Consider the following 23,677-nt stretch of genomic DNA (forward strand, 5'->3'; position numbering starts at 1 on the left):
ACCTTAAACTAGTGGTTTAACGACAGCTTATTGATCTAACGACAGCTTATTGATTTAACAACCCAGCGTTGATTGTGTTTTTCTAAAATAGCATTGCAGCCCTGCTGTTCAGCGCCGCCTTGTTGTTCCGGCAGATGTTGAATCACTGCCACGCCTTGCGCACGTAAATCTCTAATAGCTTCCCGCAAATCAGCATCTTCCGCAAAAGGGGCAAACACTAACTGCGCTGCTTCGTCATCGACTTTATACATGCCCGCCAATACTTTTAAATCTGCACTAAAACCGGTAGCGGCTCGCGCTCGGCCGAATACTTCGCCGATATTATCGTAGCGGCCGCCGCGGGCAATTTCCTTGCCCAAAGCAGGCACGAAAGCGGCGAATACCATGCCGGTATGATAGTGATACCCCCGCAACTCGGCCAAATCGAAACTCACCGTCAACGCCGGAAAATCTCGGCGTAATTTATCGGCTATACCCTGCAAATCCGCCAAGGCGCCGGCAATTTCATCGGCACCGGCAAAACCGGTCAATAAGGCTTTAGCTTTATCAAGTACATCCCGGCCGCCATTCAGTTTAGGCAAAGCATTGAAGACGTCTTTATAGCGCGTGTCTATATTAAACTCGGCAAGCAATTCCGCCAGTTCAGTTCTGGCCTTACGCTGCAGAACATCGAACAATTCAGCTTCCTGTTGCGGATCAAGACCGGCATGTTCAGCCAAAGCTCGGTAGATAGCGACGTGCCCTAAATCCAAGTGCACGTTTTGCAAACCGCTAATCGCCAGCATTTCCAGCATCAACTGGATGACTTCGTAATCGCTTTCCAGGCCGGCATGCCCGTAAAGTTCAGCACCAATTTGCATCGGGCTACGGCTTTTTTCCAGAGGATCGCCCAAAGTGTGCAGCACGGTGCCGGCATAGCATAAGCGAGTCGGACCGTCGTGCTGGAAGTGATGAGCGTCGATTCTCGCCACTTGCGGCGTCATATCTGCGCGTACCCCCAACATTTCGCCACTCAATTGATCGGTCAGCTTAAACGTCTGTAAATCCAGGTCATGTCCTGAACCGATCAGCAAGGAGTGGAGAAAATCCACAAACGGCGGAATGACCAACTGGTAACCCCAGCAGGCAAAAGTATCCAAAAGCTTTCTACGCAACTTCTCCAGATGCGCGGCCTGTTCCGGCAATACTTCGCTAATTCCTTCCGGCAATAGCCAGGTGTCTTTTTTTTGCATTTTGTCTGTCTCAAACACAGCAAACGCCCCGCATGGCGGGGCGTTTGACTACACGTAACTCAAATGGAGGTTATTTCTGATTCTTGAAATATTTGAAGAAGTCGGAATTCGGTTCCAGCACCATGATGTTGCCGGATTTGCCCAGGCTTTCTTTGTACGCTATCAGGCTGCGATAAAACGCAAAGAAATCGCTGTCTTCACTGTATGCTTTAGCGAAAATATCCGCAGCTTTAGCGTCACCTTCACCTCGCATTACTTCGGAATCGCGATAAGCGTTGGCCAAAATGATCTCCCGCTGCTTATCAGCATCGGCGCGAATCCGCTCGGCGGCTTCCGAACCTTGTGAACGGAACTCCCGAGCCACCCGCGCCCGTTCGGCTTCCATTCTTTGATAAACCGAGGTACTCACTTCAGCCGGCAAATCGATACGCTTGACTTGAACGTCAACGATGGTAATGCCTAATTTTGCTGCATGCGGCGAGACATTGGTAATCAAAGCATCGCGAATGGCACTGCGATCCGTAGATACCAATTGCTTGATCTCGCGTTTACTGAATTCGCTACGCGCGGAATCTTTGATGATTTGATCGAGACGAATATTAGCCTGGTTCACATCACCGGCAACGGTGGTGTAAAAGGTCTTGACATCACCTATCCGCCATTTGACAAACGAATCAACGATAACATTTTTCTTTTCCGCCGTTAAAAAGCGCTCCGGCGTGGAATCCATGGTCAGAATGCGCGCTTCGAACTTTTTAACATTATTGATAAACGGTAGTTTAAAGTGCATGCCCGGTTGGAAATCGGCACCGACAATCTCGCCTAATTGAAACTTAATTACCCGCTCGGTTTCTGCCACGGTAAATACCGACATCGAGAGCAAGATTACTACTGCGCCAACGGCGACTAAAATCTTATTTCCCATCTTAGCGTCCTCTCACATCGCGTTCACGGCTTGACGTGCGCACATCGGTTTTAATTTCTTTCACAGGTTGGGGGCTTAAAGAAACCGGCTCGTGGCTGACTACGGGGGCCGGAGCGGCATCTTCAGCAGCCTTATTCGCCAACTTTTCCAACGGCAGATACATAATATTGTTACCGCCTTTGACATCCACCAGCACGTTGTTGGAACGGCCCAGGACCAATTCCATCGCTTCGATATACATCCGCTGCTTGGTTACCGCCGGTGCTTTTTTGTATTCGGCCAGCAATTGCGAGAAGCGGCTGACATCACCGTTTGCGCGGGCAATCACTTTTTCTTTGTAGGCTTCAGATTCCTGCACGATACGTGAAGCGGCACCACGGGCTTTGGGCACTACATCGTTAGAATAAGCTTCAGCTTCGTTGATCAAGCGCTGCTTGTCTTCCCGCGCCTTGATGGCATCTTCAAAGGAACCTTGTACTTGTTCAGGTGGCTGCGCGTCCTGCAAGTTGACGCTGGTGATCAAAATACCGGTTTTGTAGGCATCCATGACCGCTTGAATTTCTGACTTAACCGCCAAAACAATGTCGCTACGGCCTTCGGTCAGCACAAAATCCATATCGCTACGGCCAATCACACCGCGCTGCACGCTTTCGGTGACTTGTTTCAGCGTTGAGGCAGGGTCGAGTACGTTGAACGCATAGTCCTTGGCATCTTTGACTTGGTATTGGACGGCTAAACGGACGTCGACGATATTTTCGTCTTTAGTCAGCATCATCGCTTCCTTAGGCACTGAACCCATACCCTGCCCGCCACCGGAACGGTAACCCACTTCGATAAAGCGTTGTTGCTCGACATTGATGACCGCCACTTGCTCTATAGGCGACGGGATATGCCAGTTCAGACCGGGCTGTGTGGTATTGACATAGGCACCGAAGCGAGTCACCACGCCGCGCGTACCTTCGTCGACGGTATAGAATCCGCTCAAACCCCATAGAACGATTGCACCGGCAGCCAGCAAACCGACACCTTTCATCGACGGGCCATTGCCGATACCACCTTTAGAACCGCCACCGAAAATACCGCCCAGCTTGTCCTGTAGCGAACGAATTACCTCGTCCAAATCGGGTGGATCATTCTTATCATTACGACCACTCCAGGGGTCTTTTTTACCACCGCCGGGTTCATTCCAAGACATACCAAACACTCCAAAGATTGGATTTGAAAACTCTAAAGCTATTTCGTAATGACCGCCTGTTCGATGATTCGAAGCACTGGCTGGTCTATCCGAAAAGTCGCCATTCTATCGTAACTTAACCATTTCCGAGCAAATAACTGGGGGATTCTTACGTCAATCCCCCGGCTAAGCCTGCTCATGAACGTCAATACCCTTCAACAAGCCCAAATGCTTTTTGTCAATTTCTATCGTCAATTCGCAATCGCCGCTATCGTTATTGACCTCGTCGATTATTTTCACAAAAGTGAATAACTTTGCTTTTAATCCGGCTTGGCTGGCTGGCAAAAAGCACTTTCGAATCACCTTACTGCTCGCGAATAATTCGGACAGAGCCTGCTGCAACAAATCACAGCCTACCCCGTTTTGCGCGGAAATCCAGACGCTGACAGGCTTACCGTCAGCATCGTAATCGATATGCGGCGCCACGTCCTCCAGCAAATCGATTTTGTTGAACACCATCAACTGAGGAATTTTAGCGGCGTCGATGTCGTTTAAGACTTGGTTAACCTGATAGATCGTATCTTCGCGATCTTCCGCCGCCGCATCAATCACGTGCAACAGCAAATCCGCCTCGCTGGCTTCTTGCAACGTAGATCTGAACGCCGCCACCAATTCATGCGGTAAATGCCGAATAAAGCCCACGGTATCGGCCAAAATGATTTCGCCGCCATTACTCAGCGACAATTGCCGCAAGGTAGGATCCAATGTGGCAAACAATTGATCGGCCGCGTAAATGTCGGCACCGGTTAAGGTGTTAAACAAGGTGGACTTACCGGCGTTGGTATAGCCAACTAAAGATACGGTGGGAGTTTCGGCCTTTTTACGCTTACTTCGGCCTTGATGACGCTGCTTTTCAACCTTACCCAGGCGCTGCTGAATCTGCTTGATACGCACCGCCAATAATCGCCTATCGGTTTCCAACTGGGTTTCGCCAGGACCACGCAAACCGATACCGCCTTTTTGCCGTTCCAAGTGCGTCCAGCCGCGAATCAATCGAGTCGACAAATGTTTAAGCTGCGCCAGTTCAACCTGTAATTTACCTTCGAAGGTTTGCGCCCGCTGCGCAAAAATATCCAGAATCAGGCCGTTGCGATCCACCACCCTGACTTCCAGGGCTTTCTCCAAATTACGCTCTTGGCTGGGTGTGAGTGGATGATTGACGATAACAATATTGGCTTCATGTTCGATGATCGCCGACCTGATTTCTTCAACCTTGCCCGTGCCGACAAAATATTTCGGATCAGGCCGATACCGGCTACCGGTGACTACATGAGTGGGTTGGGCGCCTGCGGATTTGGTTAGTTCTTTCAGCTCGTCGAGGTCTTCTTGACCAACTTGCAAATTGAGGTGAACGAGAATGGCTCGTTCACCCGCATCGGGACGTTCAAACAAAAAATAACCTCTTAGCTTTCGTCGCTAACGTCGGGGTCACGGTGCATCGTAACATTTTTGCCGGGAACGATAGTGGATATGGCATGCTTGTAAACCATCTGATTCACAGTGTTTTTCAGCATCACCACGTATTGGTCGAAAGAATCGACGCGGCCTTGCAGTTTGATACCGTTAACCAAAAAAATCGACACGGGGGTGTGTTCTTTTCTGAGGGCATTCAAAAAGTTGTCCTGCAAGTTTTGTGCTTTCGACATCCTATTTCTCCTTATTATTGTTCGGTGCGCTATTAATACATTACCCGCTAGACCCACCAATTTCAACACGCGGGCTGCGGATCAATAAAAAACTGTTAGTGACTTTGGGACTGCTCGCCGCTATTTCAAGTTCAATCGAATCTTTATTAGCAAAGCCGTTGCGAAAATAACAACGGCTGCTTAAGTTCAGCTTAGCCGATTTTTTTATATTTGATACGACGCGGATTGTCGGCGTCTGTGCCCAGGCGTCTATGACGGTCAGCTTCGTAGTCCGCATAATTACCCTCAAACCACACAACTTCGCTATCGCCTTCGAACGCCAACATATGTGTGGCGATCCGATCCAAGAACCAACGATCATGCGAGATCACCACCGCGCAACCAGGGAAAGCCAGCAGAGCCTCTTCCAGTGCCCGCAACGTTTCCACATCCAAATCGTTGGTCGGCTCGTCGAGTAGCAACACGTTGCCGCCGCTTTTCAGCAGCTTGGCCAAATGCACGCGATTACGCTCGCCGCCGGACAATTCACCTATGCGTTTTTGCTGATCCCCGCCCTTAAAGTTGAAACGGCCGATATACGCTCGCGACGGTGTTTCATATTTGCCGACGGTAATCATGTCCAGACCGTCGGAAATTTCTTCCCAAACTGTCTTATTGTTGTCCATGTCGTCGCGCATCTGATCGACATAGGCCATCTGCACGGTCTGACCGAATTTGATGTCGCCGGCATCCGGTTTTTCAAATCCCGCCATCATCCGGAACAAGGTGGTTTTACCGGCACCGTTCGGGCCGATGATGCCGACGATACCGCCCGGCGGCAATTTGAAACTCAAGTTGTTGATCAACAACCTGTCGCCAAAACCCTTGCTGATGTTCTCAACGTCGATCACCACATCGCCCAGACGTGGACCGGGTGGAATATAAATTTCCTGGGTCTCGTTACGTTTTTGCGTTTCGACCGACGACAACTCTTCAAAGCGCGCCAGACGCGCCTTGCTCTTGGCGTGCCGGCCTTTTTGATTGGATCGCACCCACTCCAGTTCGGCTTTCATGGCTTTCTGCCGAGAAGACTCTTGTTTCTCCTCCAGCTCCAGACGTTTTTCTTTTTGTTCCAGCCAAGAAGAGTAATTTCCTTCCCAGGGAATCCCCATTCCGCGGTCCAGCTCCAAGATCCAGCCGGCAACATTGTCGAGGAAATACCTGTCATGGGTTACCGCAACCACGGTACCAGGATAATCATGCAGAAAGCGCTCCAGCCAGGCCACCGATTCGGCATCCAAATGGTTGGTAGGCTCGTCCAGCAGCAGCATATCAGGCTTGGACAGCAACAAGCGGCACAGCGCCACCCGGCGTTTTTCACCGCCGGACAACTTGGTGACATCGGCATCCCAATCCGGCAGGCGCAAGGCATCGGCCGCTACTTCCAGCGTGCGATCCAGGTTATGCCCGTCACACGCATTGATAATGTCCTCCAGCTTGGCTTGTTCAGCGGCCAGCGCGTCGAAATCGGCATCCGGCTCCGCGTAAGCGGCATAGACGGCGTCCAATCGAGCAAGCACGTCTTTGATTTCCGCAACCGCTTCTTCGATATTGCCGCGCACAGTTTTATTCGGATCCAGTTGCGGTTCTTGCGGCAGATAGCCGATCTTGGTGCCTTTCAGCGGAATCGCTTCGCCTTCGATTTCCTTGTCGATGCCGGCCATGATGCGCAGCAGCGTGGATTTACCGGAGCCGTTTAAACCGAGCACACCGATTTTGGCGCCAGGAAAAAACGATAAGGAAATGTCTTTAAGGATGTACTTCTTGGGCGGTACGATCTTGCCGACCCGGTTCATCGAGAAAATATATTGCGCCATTGTTTTTCTGCTGAAGAAATAAAATAGCATTATACCGTGCGATAACGGTTTTTTAAGGGTGTTAATTTTTATCGAGTATCAGGTGGTAATTCAGTGATTATTGAAACAGCTAACAACACGCTGAGCTTGGCCGATGCCTACATTGACATTCATTGCCACCAAACCGGCAGCCAGCAGACCGTTGAAATGATCAGCCTCGCCACCCAGGATTTCGACGGCACGGCAACACGCCACGGCTTTTACAGCTTGGGTTTACATCCCTGGCATCTCGACGAAGAAAACGCCGAAACCGCTTTAATGAAAATCAGCTCAGCCAGCCAGGATCCACAGCTATTGGCAATTGGCGAATGCGGACTGGACAAAGCTATTGCCACGCCGTTGGCTATGCAAATCCCCGCATTCATAGGCCAGATCAAGCTCGCCAACCAACTTGGCAAACCGTTGATCATTCATTGCGTACGCGCCTTCAACGAGCTGATCCAGATTAAAAAATCCACTCCAAACATCCAGACGCCGTGGGTCATTCACGGCTTTAACGGCAACCCTGCCTTGGCTGAACAATTACTGAGACACGGGGTTTATCTATCCTTTGGCGCCGCCTTGCTAAATCCTCGCAGCCATGCCGGCGAAGCACTAAGATGCACGCCAACTGATCGCCTATTCCTGGAAACCGACACCGCAAACGTATCCATTGACGCGATATATGCCGCAGCGGCTAAAATGCTTGATTTGGACATCGCAACCTTGCGCCAACAAATCCTGAGCAATTTCAAACGAGTATTTCTGCATGACTGATTTAAGCTGGCTTTCCCGCACCGAACTACTGATCGGCAAGCCCAAACTGGACAAGCTGCAACAATCCCATGTGTTGGTGGTGGGCATGGGCGGCGTGGGCTCGTTTGCCGCCGAATTTATCTGTCGGGCCGGCGTCGGCGAAATGACCATCGTCGATGGCGATGTGGTAGACCCGAGCAATCGTAACCGCCAACTGCCTGCATTATCGACCACGCACGGCCAATCCAAGGCCGACATCATGGGCGAGCGTTTGTTGGCAATCAATCCGGAATTAAAACTGCATATTCGCCACGAATTCATCACCCCGGACACCGCCGCCGATTTGCTGACCACCCATTACGATTATATAGTCGACGCCATTGATAGCCTGACGCCGAAGATCCATCTAATCCGCGCCGCCAAAACCAACAAAATGAAAATCGTCAGTTCCATGGGCGCGGGAGGCAAGATGGACCCCACGCACCTAAAGGTGGTGGACATCTCCAAAACCTATAACTGCCCATTTGCGCAATTCATTCGCACACGTTTGCGCAAACATGGCATCAGCCGGGGCGTGAAGGTGGTATTTTCGCCGGAAGTGGTGAATAAAGATTCGTTGATGTTTACCGACGGCAGCAATTATAAAAAGTCGGCTTACGGCACCATTTCGTATTTACCGGCGGCGTTCGGCGGCGTCTGCGCTTCGGTAGTCATCCGCAACTTGATTCACGATCCCGCGCATTCCACCCATAACAAACATCATGGCTAAATCACCCACCCGCCCAGCGGATTCGCTGTTGGTCAATCCAGGCAAAAGTTCACGTTTGCAGGAGATGCGGCAGCGCGCGACCACGGCAAATCAGCCAAACCCCGTGCCCACCCAACCCACTTTCCAAGCCAAGGACGAAGGTTTAAGTCCCGAACTGGCTTTAGCTCGACAATTGATCGATCAGCGTTTAAGCGAAATTCTGGCAGCACTACCGACCGGTAAACAGCGGCGCTTGTTCAAGATCCGCTTTGGCATGGAGCCCGAGCAAATCAAAGACTTAGCAATAAAACAAATATTTGCGCTGCTGGAAATCAATCACCCGCAATTAAACAATCTGTCGGCCAGCATGAAGCGAATCGCCGATCTGAATTATAATGGCCGGCAACCCAACTAATTCGGCCGATTACCTTGCCTTACGTTCAGTCGTCCCGTTCCTCGATTCCCGCTACGATGTACACCCTAGAACCCGATCAAGACTACCGCGACCAAAGCCTGCGCGATAACGTCGAATTATCCAGCAGCGAACTACAGGCCGACGCGGCCAAACACTACGATGACTGCTACAACGATTATCTGGTGGCTTGGTGTAACCGCGACAATCTGGCCTTGCATTACGGTTATTGGGACGAGGCCAAGCCTTACGATCAACATCAAGCCTTGCTGAACAAAAATCAGGTGCTTTATGAAAAAGCCGGGATTCAAGCCAGCGATAAGGTTCTGGACGCCGGTTGCGGCATCGGTGGCAGCACGATCTGGATGGCTAAACAACACGGCAATCGGGTAACCGGCATCACCATCAGCGCCAAGCAAGCCGACTATGCCCGTCAGCACGCCAAGCGCCACGGCGTTGCAGAATTAGTTGATTTTGAAGTCGCGGATTTTTGCGCCACGCCCTTCCCCGACGCCTCTTTTGATGTCGTCTGGGCTTTGGAAAGCTCCTGCCATGCGTTAAAAAAAGGCGACTTTTTGCGCGAAGCCTGGCGGGTGTTGCGTCCCGGCGGCCGAATTGTGGTTTGCGACGGCTTTGTATTACAGCGGCAATTTAACGAACAGCAATGGCAGGCGGTCGTGACCTGTTTGAACGGCTGGGCCGTACCGAATCTGTGTGCGCGCGACGAATTTACTGACTTGTTGGAACAGCAAGGTTTTCAAACGATTGTTTGTCACGACATCACCGCGCAAACCCACGCTTCAGTCGAGCACATGTTCAGAGTCGCCAAACGCCTGAAACCGGTACAAACCATCAGCCAATGGCTGGGGCTGCGTTCCAAGGCACAAACCGCCAATTATTTGGTCGGTCTGGCCCAACATCAGTTGTTTACCGAAAAACTCACCGAATATTGCATTTTTACTGCGCAAAAGGCTTAAACACGATGCCGATGGTTCTACCGCGTTTGAAGTTTCTGACTCTATTTACATTGGTAGTATGCGGTGCAGTGGGTTGCGCAAGCGTGCCCGCCAATAGCCAGCATGACAGCTTTGCCGACTACGCCGAATCGGTATTCCGCCACCAGAGTGCGCTATTAAGCCGACTGATGATGCTCAGTGAAGCCGAGCAATTGCCGGATAACGAGACCTTCGAAAATGCCGAACAAACCATGCACGATGCCTGTCATCTGTTGAATGAATATGCGGAACGGGAAAGTGATGGCGAACACATGGGCTTGCGCTTTAAAGCCAAGGTACAAGCCAGCATCGAAGGTTGCGATGCCAGCATTCAGAAGATGGAAGCGCTAATGAGCGGCATGGACCAAGAGCAAGCGCCGCCGCACGCCCACCCTTAAACGTAAAACCGGCAGCGAAACGCTAATCGCCGCTATTCGCCCATTGTCGGCGATAATCGGCATAGCTATCACGTTTTTGCAGCACCCAGCCGGCCCGATTGACACTGTAAACATCCGGCAATTGATAACCGTTAAACCGGTTAGCCTTGATCAGCGAATACGCCCCCACGTCGGCAAACACTAAACGCTCGCCAACCTCGGGAATCCGCCCAAACCGATATTCGCCGAACACATCACCAGCCAGGCAGGTCGAGCCCGCCAAAATTGCCGACTGTTCACCGGCACCCTCTTCTTCCAGCAACCGCGGTTTCATCTGATATTCGAACACTTCCGGATGATGATTCACGGAGGTATCCAAAATCAACACCTGCTTGCCGTCACTGACAAACCGGTCCAACACGGTGGCCAACAAATAACCGGCATTACCGACCACCCCCTTTCCCGGCTCCAGATACACATCGACGCCAAATTCGGCTCGCACATCCCTGATCAATTCGGCAACATCCTGGTGATCGGCGATGGCGTGATACAAATAGCCGCCGCCCAGATTCAGCCATTTAAGCCGATTGCATTTTAGAATGGGCCGCAGCTTTTCCAGCGTGTGTTGCAAGGGCCTAAAATCCCGGCAGGCAAATACCGAGTGAAAATGCAGTCCTTCAACACCAGCCGGCAAACCATCCCGCAACAGCTCGATATCGACGCCCAATTTGGAATGCGGCCGGCACGGGTCATAGCGTTGATCGTCAGCAAAAGACAGCTTGGGATTAACTCGCAAACCTGGCGAATAATCGCCGACCATCCCCTGTAGCCGCTGATGCTGCGGCAAGGAATTGAAACTGATATGACTGCAAAGCCGGCCCAACTCTGCGAACTCGTCGGGGCGCAAGCCCGGCGTGGTCAAATGAATACTGCCGCCGTCACCCAAAACCTCTTTCGCCAGTCGCGCCTCGAACAAGGAACTGACCGAAAAGCCGTCGATTTGATCTTTTATCAGCGCCAGCAATGCCGCCAACGGCAGCGCCTTCATCGAATACAAAATCTTGCAGCCGCTTGCCTGCTTTAGCGCTTGTAGCGGTGTTAGATTGGCGAGAATTTGCGTCTCGTCCAGCACCAAGGCGGGGCTGGTGGGAATTTGTTGCTTTAGCTCGAGCCAATTCATCGTTGAGCATGCCTGTTGCCTGAATAAATCGCGCGCTCGGTAAGCACATAGTCCATGAACACATCATGTGCATCCATTGCCACCTGCGGCAATAGTTGGGCTTCATAGCAAATCGCCGCCAACACCGCGTCGGGCCGCACTTTTTGCAGTAGCCAGTCGTAATAACCGGCACCGTTGCCCAAGCGCCCGCCTTGCTTGTCAAAAGCCACGCCGGGCACAATGACCACATCCAGCTCATCGGCGGCCACTTGTTTTGCCGGCTCCAGCCAACGTGCCCGCGGCGGCTCAAGAATATTCCACATGCCCGCTTGCAATTCGTCGAGTGATTCCAGCTGCCACAAACCCAGTTGCTTATGGCCCGCGGTATCGACCGTACAATAAGGTACGACTATGCGCTTACCGGCATTTAGTTCAGCTTCTACGCTAGACAGCGTCTGCACCTCTGAACGGCAATGCAAATACCACATCACCGTCTTAGCTGCTTGATACCAGGCTTGCTCGACGACACGCCGGCAAATGTCGGCGCTGATCGCATCTTTATCGGCCTGCGCATGACGCGCTGCGTAGGCGATTTGGCGTTGTTCGGCTTTATTCATAGGCGCGGCAATAGGCTAAGGCTTGGCTGACTAGGTCTTTAGAGCCGGTGATCAAATGCTGGGCATCCTGTTCTTTACGTAGCCAGGTAAATTGCCGTTTGGCCAATTGACGAGTGGCGATGATGGCTTTATCCCGCATGGTTGCCAGGTCGTATTCGCCGCTTAGATAGGACCAAGCCTGCCGATACCCAACACAGCGTATCGACGGCATGCTCTCGTCCAGATCGCCGCGTCGCCATAAAGCCTGCACTTCGTCGAGAAAACCGTGTTTCAGCATCAGATCGAAGCGCTCGGCGATCTTGTCGTGCAAGGTGTTGCGCTGCTCAGGCGCAATAATCAATTTGATAAACCGATACGGATGCTCGGCCTGCTGATCGGCGTCGAAGAAACTGGATAGCGGCCGGCCGCTGATTTCAAAGACCTCCAGCGCCCGTTGAATCCGTTGCGGGTCGTTGACGTGGATCCGCGCCGCGGCTTGCGGGTCGACTTGCGCCAGTCGGGCATGCAAGGCGTCTTTCCCCAAGGTTTGCAATTCGTGGTCCAATCGTTGGCGAATCTCTGGGTCCGCGGCCGGCAATTGCGCCAAACCTTGGGTCAAGGCGCTGAAGTACAGCATCGTGCCACCCACCAAAATCGGCAACTTGCCACGTTCAGTCATATCCGCCATCAACGCCAAAGCGCGGTCACGGAATTGACCGGTGGAAAAACTTTCGCGGGGATCGAGAATGTCGATTAAATGATGCGGCACGCCGTCGCGCTCGGCTAATGTGGGTTTGGCGGTGCCGATGTCCATGCCACGGTAAACCAAGGCGGAATCGACGCTAATGATTTCCGTGTCCAAGGCTTGCGCCAGCGCCACGCCCAGCGCGGTCTTGCCGGATGCGGTCGGCCCCATCAACAGAATGGCCGACGGTTTTTGCAACTCGCTCATTTATTGCCCACGCATGAAAAACCGGTCCAAGTCCTGATGGCTCAGCGCCACCCAGGTCGGTCTGCCGTGGTTGCATTGGCCGATGCGCTCGGTTTGCTCCATGTCGCGCAGCAAGGCATTCATTTCTTCGATGCTGAGTTTGCGCTTGGCCCGCACCGAGCTGTGACAAGCCATGGTCGCCAAAATCGCGTTAATACTTTCCTGGGCTTTGTGACTGACGCCGTGGGTGACCAGATCGGCCAGAATGTCGCGCACCAACTGATCGACATCAGCTTTAGCCAGCAGGGCCGGCGTGGCTCTGAGGACCACTGTTTCCGGGCCGGAACGGTTGATTTCGAAACCCAGATTCATAAAAAATTCGTGCTCTTGCTCCGCCAGATCGGCCTCGGCGGCGGTGACTTGCAATTTGATCGGCAACAGCAAGGGCTGGGAGACTATCGCCCGATTGTGGTAATGCTGTTTCAACCGTTCATACGTCACCCGCTCGTGGGCAGCGTGGGCATCTACCAAAATAATGCCGTGGGCCGTTTCCGCCAGAATGTAAATATTGTGGATGTGCGCCAACGCAAAACCCAGTGGCGGTATCGGCGAGTCGCCGACTGGCTGGGTTGAGCTGGCGCGCTCGGTCTGCGGATACAGCTTGCCGTACGCTTTAATTTGCTCGGCCACATCCGACATATTGGCTCGCTCCGACGGGTAGCGATAAGCGCCGAATGCTTCGGGTGCGACTCGTTGCGGCATGCTATCCACACCCGACTCCGGCATCGTCAGCGGTAAAGAGGTTTGCTGATTCAAAGGCGTCCGCAACTGCGTCATCGGCGCTTGCGCAGGCGAAACTTCGCCTACAGTTTCAATGTGCTGCGCCACCGCGGTAGCGCCGGGTCGTTGATCGGCCAAACTACGATGCAAGGCCTGAAACAGAAAATCGTGCACCATCCGCCCTTCCCGGAACCGCACTTCCAATTTGGTCGGATGCGCATTGACGTCAACCAGCGCTGGGTCGAGTTCCAAGTACAACACAAACACCGGATGCCGACCGTGATACAGCACATCCTGATAGGCCTGCTTGACGGCGTGGGCGACCAAGCGGTCTTTGATTAAGCGACCGTTGACGTAGAAAAACTGCATATCCTGCTGGCTGCGAGAAAAGGTCGGCAAGCCGACCCAACCATGTAAATGCAAGCCCGACGCCGCAAAATCTATCTTCACGCAATTCTCGACAAAAGCCGAGCCGCAAATTGCCGCGATGCGTTTTTCCTGGGCGGCTTGGGTGTCAGCCGGTTTGAGATTCAGCACTTCGCGCTGATTGTGATTCAACACAAAACCGACATCAAAACGCGCCAAAGCCAATTTTTGAATCAGGCTTTCTATGTGAGAAAACTCGGTCTTCTCGGCTTTTAAAAACTTACGCCGAGCCGGGGTGTTGTAAAACAGGTCGCGCACATCCACCGTGGTACCGGGCGGATGCGGATCGGGTTGTGGATCGAAGTTTTGCTCGGTGCCGTCGGCGCTGACCTGCCAGGCGCAGTCGGCATCGGCAGTACGGGAAATCAGAGTCAAACGCGCCACCGAACTGATGCTGGGCAAGGCCTCGCCGCGAAAGCCCATGCTGATCACATGCTCCAAATCATCCAACGAAGCAATCTTGCTGGTGGCATGCCGGGATAAAGCCAAAGCCAGGTCATCCTTAACGATGCCGCAACCATTATCGCGGATTCGAATTTGCCGAGTGCCGCCCTGCTCCACATCGATTTGAATCTGGGTGGCGCCAGCATCGAAACAATTTTCCACCAGTTCTTTGACCACGGACGCCGGCCGCTCGACCACCTCGCCGGCAGCGATTTGATTGACTAATTGGGTAGGTAAAGCATGAATCCGCATTGGCCGCGCTCAAACAAAAGCGCGTATTTTAGCGGATGGAAATGAAACGGGGCGAAATGATTCGCCCCGTTTTAAGATAGTTTAATCAGCTGTCATGCGGAATTTGCAACACCTGACCAACCCGAACATTGCCGTCATTCATCGCATTCGCCATCCGCAAGGCCCGCATGCTTATGCCGTATTGCTGGGCGATGCCGGACAGGGTTTCGCCGCGATTGATGACATGGTGAGTGCCTGCATTACTTGCCACCACTGCCGGAGCGGCATCCAGCTCTCTAGCAGCCAACACCGGTTTTTGTTCCGGTTTTGCTTTAGCCACCGGTTCATTGTCATCCAGATCCACTGCCGCCAATTGCACGGCTTTGGATTTGCCGGAACGATTCAGCTGCGCCATCATCGTATCGGCCGGAGCATATTGTTTAAAGTGGCCGACAATGCCGCTAAATACGGCTGATGCCATCTTGTTTTGATAAGCCTTGGTGTTTAAACGGCGCTCTTCTTCCGGATTGGAAATAAATGCGGTTTCGACCAGGATAGACGGAATTTCCGCCGACTTTAACACGACGAATCCGGCTTTTTGCACGGTATTGCGATGCAAATGACCAACACCCTTCACGCTTCTCAACACCTTATTACCGATGTTTTGGCTGGCTTCCTTCGCCGCCTTATTGGATAAATCCATTAAGACTGACGTTAAGGTATCGTCCCTATCTTCGCCGGCACCGCCGTCCACCGCGTTTTCGCTGTTAGCCAGCCACGTGGCGCCGGCACTGGACGCGCCTTTATTGGCCAACGTATAAACCGAAGCACCGTGCGCCTGGCTGTCGCTAAACGCATCGGCGTGTATCGACACAAACAAATCGGCCTTCGCCGCGCGAGCAATGCGGCGGCGTTCGTTTAATTTCACAAAATAGTCACCATCGCGAATCATCACTGCTTTCATACCCGGCTGGCTGTTAACCATGCCTTGTAGACTCTTGGCAATCGCAAACACCACGTCTTTTTCTTGCGTGCCGTTCGCGCCCTGCGCACCGACATCTTTGCCGCCATGACCAGCGTCGATAGCAACGATGATGTGACGGCCTTTGGCTTTGGCGACCGATTTAACCGCGACAGGTTTGGCAGTGGTCTCGGATTTTTTAGTGGATTTATCGGCTTTTTCGGCAGCAGCAACCTCCGGGGTAGCTGTCGGCTTTTCCGTTTTAACCGCCGCAACCAGAGTAAATGCTCTTTCCGCCGGCTTGGCTGTCAATTGCGGCTGCGCTGGCTGATCTTTTGCCGCCAAATCGATTTGTAAATTCTTACCGACCATCGCGACTTTGGCGTCCGCATCAGATTTCAATTCGACGACGATACGCAAATCCTTGTTGTTACGCATTGCGCTGCGGGCAAAACCAAACAAGGGATGATCCGCAACCGGTTGATTCAAATCCTGCGCCATTTTGGCATCGCTAAAATCCATAACCAGACGATTGGGACTTTTCAACACAAACGCATGATGCTTGACCGTGCTCGGCAAATTGACCAGCAGTTGGTTGGTGGATGAATAACTGATCGGACCCAGTTCAGTCTGAGCCGCGAGCACCGAAAACGTGGGTAATAACAAACCCCATATCCAGAAAATTTTAGACATCTGCTGCATACCCCACATTTCCACTAGTGACAACTTCGTTGAAATTATAGCAGTAGGTTATTGTTTTTCCAGTTTAGTTTTATGTCGCCAAGCCGATTTTTTGCTAACACATTGATTTCAGCGGTACGTTGCTGTTGAAAATAATTCAAGCTAACCTCCACATCGGCATTGGGCAGAAAGCCGGCACCCATTTGCGGCCATTCGATGCAGCACAATGCGTTTTGGTTGAGATAATCGTCCATGCCCATCCACTCCAATTCCTCGGGGTCCTTCAGCCGATACAAATCAAAATGAAACAAGCGCCGACCATCAACTTCGTATTCCTCGACCAAGGTGTAAGTAGGGCTTTTTACCGCGCCTGAGTGGCCGGCAGCGCGCAATAAGCCGCGCACCAGCGTCGTCTTGCCGGCACCCAAATCGCCGTACAAAAACAGCAGGCATTTTGCCGGCAAGGCTTGCCAAAGCGCGGCACCCAGCGCTTCGGTATCTTCGGGGGTTTCCAGCGTGATGTTCATTAATTCAATAATTTCCTGATTCGTTCCGGCAAATCACCGGCCAACAAGCCGCGCTCGCCCAATTCTGCAGTCAGACTGTCAGCCGCTTCGCCATGCACATAAACACCCAGCCTAGTCGCCTGCTCCAAACTCAAGCCTTGCGCCAGCAAACCGCCGATCAAGCCGGACAACACATCGCCCATGCCGCCGCTGGCCATGCCGGGATTACCGGTGGTGCCGACATATACCGTTTCACCGTTGCTAATCAAGGTACCGGCGCCTTTTAACAAACAGATACCACCGTACTGACTCTGAATATCCGATAAGGCTGCAAAGCGGTCTGCCGAGATTTGCCGGGTATTACATGCCAACAAGCGCGCGGCTTCGCCGGGGTGCGGTGTTAAAACCCAGTTGTCGTGGCGCTTCGGTTGCTCCGCCAGCAAATTCAGCGCGTCGGCATCAAGCACGCAAGGCTTATCGCGACCCATGACGGTGCCAAACATTTCCCTGGCCCAATCGTCCTGACCAAGGCCGGGCCCGATCACGATGACGCTGGCTTTATCCAGTAAGGCGTGCAGCGTTTCGCCGCATTCCACGCCGTGGCACATCAACTCCGGCCGGCCGATATTGATCAGCCCGCTATGCGCGGCGCGGGTGGCGATACTAACCAGACCAGCCCCGGAACGCAAGGCCGCCTCACCCGCCAAACGAATCGCCCCGGTATAACCCAGGTTGCCGCCGATCAAAAGTACGTGACCAAAATCGCCTTTGTGCGCCGTCCGCGGACGGCGCGGTAACGCTAACTTTTCCAGCAATTCCGCGAACGGGGGCATTGCCGCCAACACTGCCGCGTCGATATCCAAATTATTGCAAATAATCTCACCGCAATATTCCGGTGCTGCGCCGGTAAACAAGCCGCACTTCAAACCGATAAAAGTCACCGTCACATCGGCCTTAACCGCGCAGCCCAACACCGAACCGGTGTAGGCGTGTAAGCCGGACGGTACATCCACGGCAACTACCGGACAGGCTGAATCGTTAATCGCGGTGATAGCTAACGCATAACCTTGCCCGACTTCCCGACTCAAACCAATTCCGAATAAAGCATCGACGATCACGCCTTGCAGCCTGGATTGCCCGGCTTCGAAGTCGCTGACACAACCTCCAGCATTTAAAAAATCTTGATACGCAGCAAGCGCATCGCCCGGCAATCCATGCGGATCGGTCAAGGCGTAAACGGTTACCTGATAATTAGCCTGCAAGGCCAGCGTCGCCACCTCATAACCATCGCCGCCATTATTGCCGCCGCCGCAAAACACCGTGATCGCGGCGTGTTCCGGCCAACGCCGCTGTATTTGTTCGAACAGCGCGTATCCGGCCCGCCGCATCAATTCCCTACCAGAAATCCCCAGTTCGTCGATCACATAACGCTCGGCTTCGCGGATTTGGGCGGTGCAATAGAGTTTGTTTGAGGGTGTTTGCATAGCTTATGCCTTGGGGAAATCGAAGGGGGTTTCGCTGATCTTGCCGGGACTACTGAAAAATCAGCCAAGAGTTGCCGTTTAACTCCGGTTCTTCAGCGTCTGCTTACGTGCAGATAGCGTAAGTAGACCAGTATGCAATCAGCGTTTACGAAACAAACCGAACGCAAATATCCAATGCCGAATGTTTATCTGCATTCAAAGGGATGAGTTCAAAGACGATTGTAGTCCAATAGTTTTCCGACACGCTTCCTCTATTTAATCGCCGGGCTTACTAGGACCCGAGTTAATAGTCGTCATGCGCCGCATCGCGCCTGCGCCGATTCTTCCGTTAAGGATATCTTCCCCACAAGCACTACCCGCACTACATTCGAGCATCATGGAATTGAAATCGTAAATACTCGAATGGCCGCAATCGCCCTTCGGGTAAGGAACTCCTTTGGCGACATAGAAATTTGCAGAATGGCTACCATATAATCCGGCAGGACAGACAAATTCTTTCAAGACCATAAATGCATTATCCAGATACGGAGGAATATCAGGTGGCTTTTTATGCATTTGAGCATACTTTTGTGTAAGCAATCTGGTCCATTCCGCGACATCGTTTAATGTTGCCTTTCTTAATATGTTTTCCTTCAAGGCCTGTTCCAAGCCGGCACTCCCGGCTAGCGGTGTATTCGGCTCACGAAATGATTCGAGTGGGTTTGCGTTCGAAGTCACCAAACTCACACCATAAGCTATAGGGTCGCCAATCGTCACTTTACCTCTCGCCACTCGACTAAAACCCGCTATCGGCCGATTAAAAAGTTGCTGGGCTTGTTTGTCTTCATTCGAACCCGTTTTATTGTTTGTTAGCGCCGTTAATTCGCACGGACCACCTTCATCGTAACTACTTACCAATACCGGCGTACCGGCAGGCAATCCGGAAACACGTTGTTTGTGATAACCAAAAACGGAAACGGCTAAAATTTTGGTGCCAGGCGTCCAGCCTATATTCCAAATCGTGGGGTTATAAGTACCCAGCATCAATACAACCGGTTTATCGATTGAGTTGACTGCAACATCTATTTTTTTAGCAGCATTACCGCTTTTTTGCTCTATGACAAAATCAAGCTCTTTACCCTCTCCGCCGCCAGCCGCTAGGACAACAACACTGTCATTCAACTCCAGATTTCCGAAACTGCAACTGGGCGGTTGCTCGACAGGAAATGGAATGAGGGTATCGTTGATCGGATTATCTAAAGGCTTTTCTGTTGTACATGCCTGTATCAACAGTAACGCGGCAGAACTGAGTAATTTACGCATGGTGATCCCTAGTTGCTTAATAAAGCTTATCGCCCCGATATGCGGGAATTATTGCTCATTGGACAAAGCCTTCAGAGCTTTGTCGGCGGCGAGCAACCCATATCCCGTTGACGAGTCATAACCGATGTCTCCCAAATCCAAACTGCTACGCCGTAACACTTCGTAAAGTTCGAGAGGCTGCAAACTCAGACCTTTTTTCGATGCAGCCTGCAGCACCAAAGCAGCCACTGCGGCGGCATGGGGAGCCGCAGCAGAAGTGCCGGTGAAGTTAGGCTTGCCGTCTTTTTCCAGATCCGGACGGGTTTTGGAAAAGAAACTGGTATTGACGTTGGTGGGAGCCACGGCATCGACATGTTGCCGGACGACAGGCTCGGCTAAACGCTTGCCTTGATTATCGAATAAGACCGGCAAGCCGCCGGGCGAGGAATAGTAACTCGGCGCTGACGGCATTTTGCCCTGGCCGGCTTCTATGGCGCCGACGCTGAAAACGTTCGCAGCATTAGCATGACCGAACACTGAAGAGATGGTTTTCGGATCGTTGCGGTACTCGTCGATACTTGGGTGTTCGCTAGGTAGCGAGCTGCCGCTCAGGATGTATTTCAGTAAGCTAGGCGAGGGACCGGCCACTTTCAAAATGCTCAAACCGACGGTCTTTCGACGGCGGTTGCCTTTATTATCGAATCCGACCACTTCAACGGGGTCCCCACCCAAATTATCGGTTGAACCACCGATGACCCAGGCTTGACTGACGCGCTTGCACGCCGGATCATCATAAACCACAACGTCCAGATCACTAGCCGAACCATTACCGCCGCTAATCGACTTGGCCGGTTGATCCCACTGCAAACTCAATACAGTAAACGCATCGGCGCCGACCGTAATCGTTTGGCAGATGTCGGTTTTGTTTGGATCGGGATTGAAGTCGTGGGCGACACCATGCTTTTCACCCAAAGGATAGCGACCGCTATCGGTAAATGCAGATTGATAGCTGTTAAGGCCGGCGTTGCCTGCCGACGAGAAAATAGCGATGCCGCGTTCGACTACCAGCCGATCAATCGTTTGCGATGCAGGCCCATCCTGAAACATTGGTTCGCTAAAATACACCGCATCATCAACGATAATTTGCGCACCGTGATCGGCCACTTGATTCAAGGCGTGCGTCAAATCGCCGGGATTGTCGCCCATCGCGTGAAACAGCAAATTGGCGCCAGGCGCCAGATCATGTACCACTTCCAGCATCGCCCGGCCTTCGTCGAGCGTCTTTTCGCCTTTACAATCGGCTTCTTTCACTACCGTCACTGTTGGTGGCAATTCGCCGCTGGCTTGCCCAATATCCGCACCGCCCAAGCAATTGAAACTGTCGCTGATAACGGCGACGGTAATACCCGCTCCGTTCAGAGCGTAGTCAGTTCTCGTCTGATTTACTCGTAAAATTGTGTCTCCTTGGTTGGTCGTAGGTTCGGCGGCTATTTCCGCTCTCACGTCTTTTGATAACCAACAGGCAAAGGTGGCGCAAACGTAAAGCGAAACTATTTTATGCATCAGACAATAAAAGTTACGTAACAAAAAAAATTGATAATTTTATTATGAAAAATACATTTTAAAGCCCCAAGAATCTATTTTGACAACTGATCTATTAGTGCTTTTGATTCTTGATAGCAAGCCAAATTTCCATCAGCTGGATGACGCAAGTCCGATGCATTCGTTATTTTGGCAGAAAGACCTTTTTGCAGAAAAAATCGGACGATATCGGGCTTGCATAACCACGCAGCATAATGGACCAAATTATTGCCGTTGTTTTCATAATCCAACGGCACACCTTTCTGAAAAAGAAATTTTACCAACTCAAGTTGCTTAGCATCTGAGTCTCGGTAATTCAAATTATAGTCTATTGCCCTCGCCATCAAATAGGGGCTATCCAAACTAGCACCTTTCTTTACCAAAAGCTTAATCAATTCGATATTTATTGGCGCATCGATACTATACATTAGAGGATCAGAAAGAAATGCTGTCGAAATCGGCTCATCTAACTTAAGGCCAGCATTGAATACAAGCTCTGCCAATTCTGAATTTTTACTATTAATTGCGAAATAGAGCGCCGACGCCCCATTAGAATCTCGGACATGAATATTAGCGCCATGCGATAAAAGCACTTTGGCGGCTTTTACAAGGCCCAAGTTAATAGCCAACAATAGCGGCGATTTTCCTTCGGCCATCTCTTCAATATTGGCGCCACTCTTTAATAATTTTTCAATCTGCTTTAAATCATTATCGAGCACCGACTTGTGCAAGTCCGGTTGCATCAAATATCGTCGAGCGGGATCGTGTTTATCGATCAAACCCTTGTCGGACGGCTTCCAAGTTTTACCGCCATCCAGCGACCGGAAGAGCCGGCCGCCAAGCCATCCTGCGAACAATAGGTTAGGATCGCGCGGGTCAACAGCCAAAATGATGGCAAACCAACTGCCTGGTAAACCATCACCTAGTATTTCCCATGTTTCGCCATAGTCAATGCTTTTCTTGAAGTTGCTATGGCCTCCTGAATTGGAGTCTCTATAACAAATTGCATAAATAATATTAGGCGACGAAGGCGCCTCTACTCCATCAACACAAAGTTCGCCCATATTATTCTTGCTCGTATTTCTAGTTTTTATGTCAAAAGATAGCTTAGTCCTTCGATTCTGATAAGCCCACGATAAGCCTTTATCGAAACTTATGAATTTATCTGAATTTCCGATAACCGCATAAATAACATTTTTATCTTCTAACGAAAATTTTATTTCTTTTATTACAGGGCCAACATAACCTGGCTTATTTGCTTCAGCGATGCAACTAAAAAATAAAAATAGAAAACAAATATTAGATTTTATAAATTTTTTTATTTCCTTGTGTTTGCTACGCATCTTTTGCACCGCTAAATCCAAAATTCATTTAATTACGAAATATCACGAGTAGCATAACAAGCGGTTGCATGATGTCCCTATACTTTCCAGAAATTAGTCAGAGATGAGGCAGTTTCTAGAAAATATTCAACATTTCTCGCCGCATTTATAATGTCTTCGAGTTACAATAATTGGTAACGATAAATTTTAGTCAATCAACCAGATAATGCCACAGACTGTAAAGGGCAAATGTTTGTCGATCCCCAAAAGTTCCAGACATCCCATCGCAGAAAAACACTACCGAAAAACACTCTGCCAAATCTCGCCGGGCATTATTTTACGGACAATCCATCACGCCGCTTATGTCACAATTGCCCCACTAAATCGATACGGAGCAAAACCATGCGCCAATTTCTGTTAATCATCATGACACTGCTTGCGCTGAGCGGCTGCGCGTCGGAATCCTGCGATAAAGATGTAGTGGGCATCCTCAACCCCAATCAAACCAGCGCGAAGTTGCTGATGGATTACGCCAAAACCGCCGTCTGTAAGACAGATTCAACGAGCACGGCAAAGCCTACAACTGTAGACGAAGAGCGCAAGCTGGTGTTGATTTACGATTTGTATGTTAAAGCCAGGAGTTATGCGATTTTAAATAAAGTGTTTTTCTGGCTGTCGCTGATTTCGGCGGTGGCGGTATTTTTGTGGCCTTCGCTGGGGGTGTTGTTGAAAGACCGGCTGGGCGAGCGCGAATGGTATAAGTCGGCGATAGTGCAAACCACGGTGACAGGCATCGCCGCATTGATGTTCGCGTTTTACAGCCAGTATAAGGACAAGCAAACCTACACGGAAAACCTGATGCGCTATGCGGTGTTTTCCGATAAGCCGGTCGGCGAGTTAAGCCAGAAAGTGATAGAGGAAATCGGCAAAATCGATATTGGTTTTAGTTTTAGCGGCGTGTTCGACAAGAAGGAAGAAAAATAACCGGAAGGCGCTAACAACTGCTTTGTAGAAGTCGAACAGCCATAGCCTTGTAGTTTAAGGTGCCGACGAGCGGCTCGCTGCCATCGTAGGACGGGCTGTTAGCCTTGTAAC

Annotated in this window: 22 protein-coding genes; 6 read left to right on the plus strand and 16 right to left on the minus strand. The window is 51.3% G+C overall.

All coding sequences use genetic code 11. From position 1 onward, the window contains the following. Positions 1–35 precede the first annotated feature (35 nt). The 6 genes from ACH5Y9_RS13490 to ettA form a co-directional block, all read right to left on the minus strand. Positions 36–1,232, minus strand: coding sequence for an ATP phosphoribosyltransferase regulatory subunit (locus ACH5Y9_RS13490; protein WP_445366424.1), 1,197 nt, complete (start codon positions 1,230–1,232; stop codon positions 36–38). A gap of 70 nt (positions 1,233–1,302) precedes the next feature. Further along, positions 1,303–2,157, minus strand: a complete 855-nt coding sequence (gene hflC, locus ACH5Y9_RS13495; protein ID WP_033157325.1) for a protease modulator HflC — start codon at positions 2,155–2,157, stop codon at positions 1,303–1,305. A gap of 1 nt (position 2,158) precedes the next feature. Beyond that, positions 2,159–3,352, minus strand: coding sequence for an FtsH protease activity modulator HflK (gene hflK, locus ACH5Y9_RS13500; RefSeq protein WP_033157324.1), 1,194 nt, complete (start codon positions 3,350–3,352; stop codon positions 2,159–2,161). 165 nt (positions 3,353–3,517) lie between these two features. Further along, the gene (gene hflX, locus ACH5Y9_RS13505; protein ID WP_445366425.1) at positions 3,518–4,783 is read right to left on the minus strand and encodes a ribosome rescue GTPase HflX; all 1,266 of its coding nucleotides are present in this window, start codon (positions 4,781–4,783) and stop codon (positions 3,518–3,520) included. Positions 4,784–4,794: 11 nt separating this feature from the next. Continuing rightward, entirely contained in the window at positions 4,795–5,037 is a 243-nt protein-coding gene (gene hfq / locus ACH5Y9_RS13510; protein WP_020482487.1) for an RNA chaperone Hfq, read from the minus strand. Between the two features lie 191 nt (positions 5,038–5,228). Further along, on the minus strand, positions 5,229–6,893 hold the full coding sequence (gene ettA / locus ACH5Y9_RS13515) for an energy-dependent translational throttle protein EttA (protein ID WP_445366426.1): 1,665 nt from the start codon (positions 6,891–6,893) through the stop codon (positions 5,229–5,231). Between the two features lie 93 nt (positions 6,894–6,986). Between ettA and ACH5Y9_RS13520 the strand changes: the two genes are divergently transcribed. Genes ACH5Y9_RS13520 through ACH5Y9_RS13540 form a run of 5 tightly spaced genes read left to right on the plus strand, consistent with a single transcriptional unit; the run spans position 6,987 to position 10,220 of the window. Beyond that, the gene (locus ACH5Y9_RS13520; protein ID WP_445366427.1) at positions 6,987–7,688 is read left to right on the plus strand and encodes a TatD family hydrolase; all 702 of its coding nucleotides are present in this window, start codon (positions 6,987–6,989) and stop codon (positions 7,686–7,688) included. Further along, entirely contained in the window at positions 7,681–8,436 is a 756-nt protein-coding gene (locus ACH5Y9_RS13525; RefSeq protein WP_445366428.1) for a tRNA threonylcarbamoyladenosine dehydratase, read from the plus strand. The genes ACH5Y9_RS13520 and ACH5Y9_RS13525 overlap by 8 nt, the downstream gene beginning before the upstream one ends. After that, positions 8,429–8,830, plus strand: a complete 402-nt coding sequence (locus ACH5Y9_RS13530) for a hypothetical protein (protein ID WP_445366429.1) — start codon at positions 8,429–8,431, stop codon at positions 8,828–8,830. The genes ACH5Y9_RS13525 and ACH5Y9_RS13530 overlap by 8 nt, the downstream gene beginning before the upstream one ends. A gap of 56 nt (positions 8,831–8,886) precedes the next feature. Beyond that, positions 8,887–9,804 (plus strand): methyltransferase domain-containing protein, encoded by a 918-nt coding sequence (locus tag ACH5Y9_RS13535; protein ID WP_445366430.1) that lies wholly within the window; start codon positions 8,887–8,889, stop codon positions 9,802–9,804. A 5-nt stretch (positions 9,805–9,809) separates the two neighbouring features. Continuing rightward, entirely contained in the window at positions 9,810–10,220 is a 411-nt protein-coding gene (locus ACH5Y9_RS13540) for a hypothetical protein (RefSeq protein WP_445366431.1), read from the plus strand. A gap of 22 nt (positions 10,221–10,242) precedes the next feature. Here ACH5Y9_RS13540 and ACH5Y9_RS13545 read toward each other — a convergent pair whose 3' ends face one another. From ACH5Y9_RS13545 to ACH5Y9_RS13590, 10 genes are all read right to left on the minus strand, one after another. Continuing rightward, positions 10,243–11,379, minus strand: a complete 1,137-nt coding sequence (locus ACH5Y9_RS13545) for a carboxynorspermidine decarboxylase (RefSeq protein ID WP_445366432.1) — start codon at positions 11,377–11,379, stop codon at positions 10,243–10,245. After that, positions 11,376–11,975: a 5-formyltetrahydrofolate cyclo-ligase gene (locus ACH5Y9_RS13550; protein ID WP_445366433.1), complete on the minus strand. Its 600-nt coding sequence runs from the start codon at positions 11,973–11,975 to the stop codon at positions 11,376–11,378. Before ACH5Y9_RS13550 ends, ACH5Y9_RS13545 begins: the two co-directional genes overlap by 4 nt. After that, on the minus strand, positions 11,968–12,906 hold the full coding sequence (miaA, locus tag ACH5Y9_RS13555; protein ID WP_445366434.1) for a tRNA (adenosine(37)-N6)-dimethylallyltransferase MiaA: 939 nt from the start codon (positions 12,904–12,906) through the stop codon (positions 11,968–11,970). The genes ACH5Y9_RS13550 and miaA overlap by 8 nt, the downstream gene beginning before the upstream one ends. After that, a complete protein-coding gene (gene mutL, locus ACH5Y9_RS13560; RefSeq protein ID WP_445366435.1) occupies positions 12,907–14,787 on the minus strand; it encodes a DNA mismatch repair endonuclease MutL in 1,881 nt (626 codons plus the stop codon). Positions 14,788–14,872: 85 nt separating this feature from the next. After that, on the minus strand, positions 14,873–16,429 hold the full coding sequence (locus tag ACH5Y9_RS13565) for an N-acetylmuramoyl-L-alanine amidase (RefSeq protein WP_445366436.1): 1,557 nt from the start codon (positions 16,427–16,429) through the stop codon (positions 14,873–14,875). A gap of 35 nt (positions 16,430–16,464) precedes the next feature. Further along, positions 16,465–16,935, minus strand: coding sequence for a tRNA (adenosine(37)-N6)-threonylcarbamoyltransferase complex ATPase subunit type 1 TsaE (tsaE, locus tag ACH5Y9_RS13570; RefSeq protein ID WP_205453785.1), 471 nt, complete (start codon positions 16,933–16,935; stop codon positions 16,465–16,467). Beyond that, complete coding sequence (locus tag ACH5Y9_RS13575; RefSeq protein ID WP_445366437.1) at positions 16,935–18,398, minus strand: NAD(P)H-hydrate dehydratase; 1,464 nt, start codon at positions 18,396–18,398, stop codon at positions 16,935–16,937. Before ACH5Y9_RS13575 ends, tsaE begins: the two co-directional genes overlap by 1 nt. Positions 18,399–18,653: 255 nt before the next feature. Further along, positions 18,654–19,700 carry a hypothetical protein gene (locus tag ACH5Y9_RS13580; protein ID WP_445366438.1) on the minus strand — a complete coding sequence of 349 codons (1,047 nt, stop codon included), beginning with the start codon at positions 19,698–19,700 and terminating at the stop codon, positions 18,654–18,656. Between the two features lie 48 nt (positions 19,701–19,748). After that, positions 19,749–21,182 carry a S8 family peptidase gene (locus ACH5Y9_RS13585; RefSeq protein ID WP_445366439.1) on the minus strand — a complete coding sequence of 478 codons (1,434 nt, stop codon included), beginning with the start codon at positions 21,180–21,182 and terminating at the stop codon, positions 19,749–19,751. Positions 21,183–21,316: 134 nt separating this feature from the next. Further along, the gene (locus ACH5Y9_RS13590; protein ID WP_445366440.1) at positions 21,317–22,603 is read right to left on the minus strand and encodes an ankyrin repeat domain-containing protein; all 1,287 of its coding nucleotides are present in this window, start codon (positions 22,601–22,603) and stop codon (positions 21,317–21,319) included. Between the two features lie 381 nt (positions 22,604–22,984). Here ACH5Y9_RS13590 and ACH5Y9_RS13595 point away from each other — a divergent pair, with 381 nt between their 5' ends. Beyond that, positions 22,985–23,566, plus strand: a complete 582-nt coding sequence (locus tag ACH5Y9_RS13595; protein WP_445366441.1) for a hypothetical protein — start codon at positions 22,985–22,987, stop codon at positions 23,564–23,566. The last annotated feature ends 111 nt before the right edge of the window (positions 23,567–23,677 follow it).

The organism is Methylomonas sp. BW4-1, assembly GCF_052474385.1.

What these genes read in the sequence shown, in the direction of transcription:
- ACH5Y9_RS13490 (WP_445366424.1), bottom strand. Translation starts at nt 1,232, where the DNA reads ATGCAAAAAAAAGACACCTGGCTATTGCCGGAAGGAATTAGCGAAGTA.
- hflC (WP_033157325.1), bottom strand. Translation starts at nt 2,157, where the DNA reads ATGGGAAATAAGATTTTAGTCGCCGTTGGCGCAGTAGTAATCTTGCTC.
- hflK (WP_033157324.1), bottom strand. Translation starts at nt 3,352, where the DNA reads ATGTCTTGGAATGAACCCGGCGGTGGTAAAAAAGACCCCTGGAGTGGT.
- hfq (WP_020482487.1), bottom strand. Translation starts at nt 5,037, where the DNA reads ATGTCGAAAGCACAAAACTTGCAGGACAACTTTTTGAATGCCCTCAGA.
- ettA (WP_445366426.1), bottom strand. Translation starts at nt 6,893, where the DNA reads ATGGCGCAATATATTTTCTCGATGAACCGGGTCGGCAAGATCGTACCG.
- ACH5Y9_RS13525 (WP_445366428.1), top strand. Translation starts at nt 7,681, where the DNA reads ATGACTGATTTAAGCTGGCTTTCCCGCACCGAACTACTGATCGGCAAG.
- ACH5Y9_RS13530 (WP_445366429.1), top strand. Translation starts at nt 8,429, where the DNA reads ATGGCTAAATCACCCACCCGCCCAGCGGATTCGCTGTTGGTCAATCCA.
- ACH5Y9_RS13535 (WP_445366430.1), top strand. Translation starts at nt 8,887, where the DNA reads ATGTACACCCTAGAACCCGATCAAGACTACCGCGACCAAAGCCTGCGC.
- ACH5Y9_RS13540 (WP_445366431.1), top strand. Translation starts at nt 9,810, where the DNA reads ATGCCGATGGTTCTACCGCGTTTGAAGTTTCTGACTCTATTTACATTG.
- ACH5Y9_RS13545 (WP_445366432.1), bottom strand. Translation starts at nt 11,379, where the DNA reads ATGAATTGGCTCGAGCTAAAGCAACAAATTCCCACCAGCCCCGCCTTG.
- ACH5Y9_RS13550 (WP_445366433.1), bottom strand. Translation starts at nt 11,975, where the DNA reads ATGAATAAAGCCGAACAACGCCAAATCGCCTACGCAGCGCGTCATGCG.
- miaA (WP_445366434.1), bottom strand. Translation starts at nt 12,906, where the DNA reads ATGAGCGAGTTGCAAAAACCGTCGGCCATTCTGTTGATGGGGCCGACC.
- mutL (WP_445366435.1), bottom strand. Translation starts at nt 14,787, where the DNA reads ATGCGGATTCATGCTTTACCTACCCAATTAGTCAATCAAATCGCTGCC.
- ACH5Y9_RS13565 (WP_445366436.1), bottom strand. Translation starts at nt 16,429, where the DNA reads ATGCAGCAGATGTCTAAAATTTTCTGGATATGGGGTTTGTTATTACCC.
- tsaE (WP_205453785.1), bottom strand. Translation starts at nt 16,935, where the DNA reads ATGAACATCACGCTGGAAACCCCCGAAGATACCGAAGCGCTGGGTGCC.
- ACH5Y9_RS13575 (WP_445366437.1), bottom strand. Translation starts at nt 18,398, where the DNA reads ATGCAAACACCCTCAAACAAACTCTATTGCACCGCCCAAATCCGCGAA.
- ACH5Y9_RS13580 (WP_445366438.1), bottom strand. Translation starts at nt 19,700, where the DNA reads ATGCGTAAATTACTCAGTTCTGCCGCGTTACTGTTGATACAGGCATGT.
- ACH5Y9_RS13590 (WP_445366440.1), bottom strand. Translation starts at nt 22,603, where the DNA reads ATGCGTAGCAAACACAAGGAAATAAAAAAATTTATAAAATCTAATATT.
- ACH5Y9_RS13595 (WP_445366441.1), top strand. Translation starts at nt 22,985, where the DNA reads ATGCGCCAATTTCTGTTAATCATCATGACACTGCTTGCGCTGAGCGGC.